The sequence below is a fragment of the Alcaligenes nematophilus genome, assembly GCF_026344155.1.
GTDB classification, from domain to species: Bacteria; Pseudomonadota; Gammaproteobacteria; order Burkholderiales; family Burkholderiaceae_B; genus Alcaligenes; species Alcaligenes phenolicus.
In genome coordinates this window covers 1-1383 of sequence record NZ_JAPKMZ010000015.1, presented here as the reverse complement: position 1 = coordinate 1383, position 1383 = coordinate 1, and the positions used below count along the sequence as shown (strand labels likewise).

General features: G+C 58.1%; 1 protein-coding gene. It reads right to left on the bottom strand.

Going from position 1 to position 1383, the window contains the following annotated elements; translation table 11 throughout:
* A partial coding sequence (locus tag OSH04_RS19650; RefSeq protein ID WP_266109103.1) for an Ig-like domain-containing protein occupies window positions 1-1383 on the bottom strand: 1383 nt, incomplete at both ends.

Here is a 1383-nt window from a genome sequence, read left to right as displayed (position 1 = left end):
CGTAGCCACGGTCGGCTTCAGCCGAAGCGGGATTACCAGCAGCGTCTTCAGTCTCAACCTTGGCATGTACGTTCGAATCAGCAGCCAACTCGGAGCCAGGAACATTCACGTTCCAGGTCTTGCCATCGGTATTAACCGTGGTGGTGTAATCCTTGCCGTTCACGGTCACAGTGACAGTGTCGCCAGCCTTCACATCCTTGCCAACCGTACCAGTGATGGTCACGTCGGACTCGGACTCGGCCTTGTTGATCACGTCGTCACCGGCAATGGTGTCGATGGTAATCGAAGCTTCTGGCAGGTCGGTATCGACACCGTAGCCGCGGTCAGCTTCAGCCGAAGCGGGGTTACCGGCGGCGTCTTCCGTTTCCACCTTGGCATGTACGTTCGAATCAGCAGCCAACTCGGAGCCAGGAACGTCCACGTTCCAGGTCTTGCCGTCAGCGTTAACGGTGGTGGTGTAATCCTTACCGTTCACGGTCACAGTGACAGTGTCGCCAGCCTTCACATCCTTGCCAACCGTACCAGTGATGGTCACGTCAGACTCGGACTCGGCCTTGTTGATCACGTCGTCACCCGCAATGGTGTCGATGGTAATCGAAGCTTCGGGCAGATCGGTATCCACACCGTAGCCGCGGTCAGCTTCAGCGCTCGCTGGGTTGCCCGCAGCGTCTTCCGTTTCCACCTTGGCGTGAACATTGCTGTCCTGGGCCAGTTCGGTACCAGGAACGTCTACGTTCCAGGTCTTGCCGTCAGCGTTCACGGTGGCCGTGTAGTCCTTACCGTTGACCGTCACGGTCACGGTATCACCGGCCTTCACATCCTTGCCAACCGTACCAGTGATGGTCACGTCAGACTCGGACTCGGCCTTGTTGATCACGTCGTCACCGGCAATGGTGTCGATCGTGATCGAAGCTTCGGGCAGGTCGGTATCGACACCGTAGCCACGGTCGGCTTCAGCGCTCGCTGGGTTGCCCGCAGCGTCTTCGGTCTCAACCTTGGCATGTACGTTCGAATCAGCAGCCAACTCGGAACCAGGAACATCCACGTTCCAGGTCTTGCCGTCAGCGTTAACGGTGGTCGTGTAGTCCTTACCGTTGACCGTCACGGTCACGGTATCACCGGCCTTCACATCCTTGCCAACCGTACCAGTGATGGTCACGTCAGACTCGGACTCAGCCTTGTTGATCACGTCGTCGCCAGCAATGGTGTCGATGGTGATCGAAGCTTCGGGCAGGTCGGTATCCACACCGTAGCCACGGTCAGCTTCAGCCGAAGCAGGGTTACCTGCAGCGTCTTCGGTCTCAACCTTGGCGTGTACGTTCGAATCTTGGGCCAGCTCAGAGCCAGGAACGTCCACGTTCCAGGTCTTGCCGTCAGCGTTAA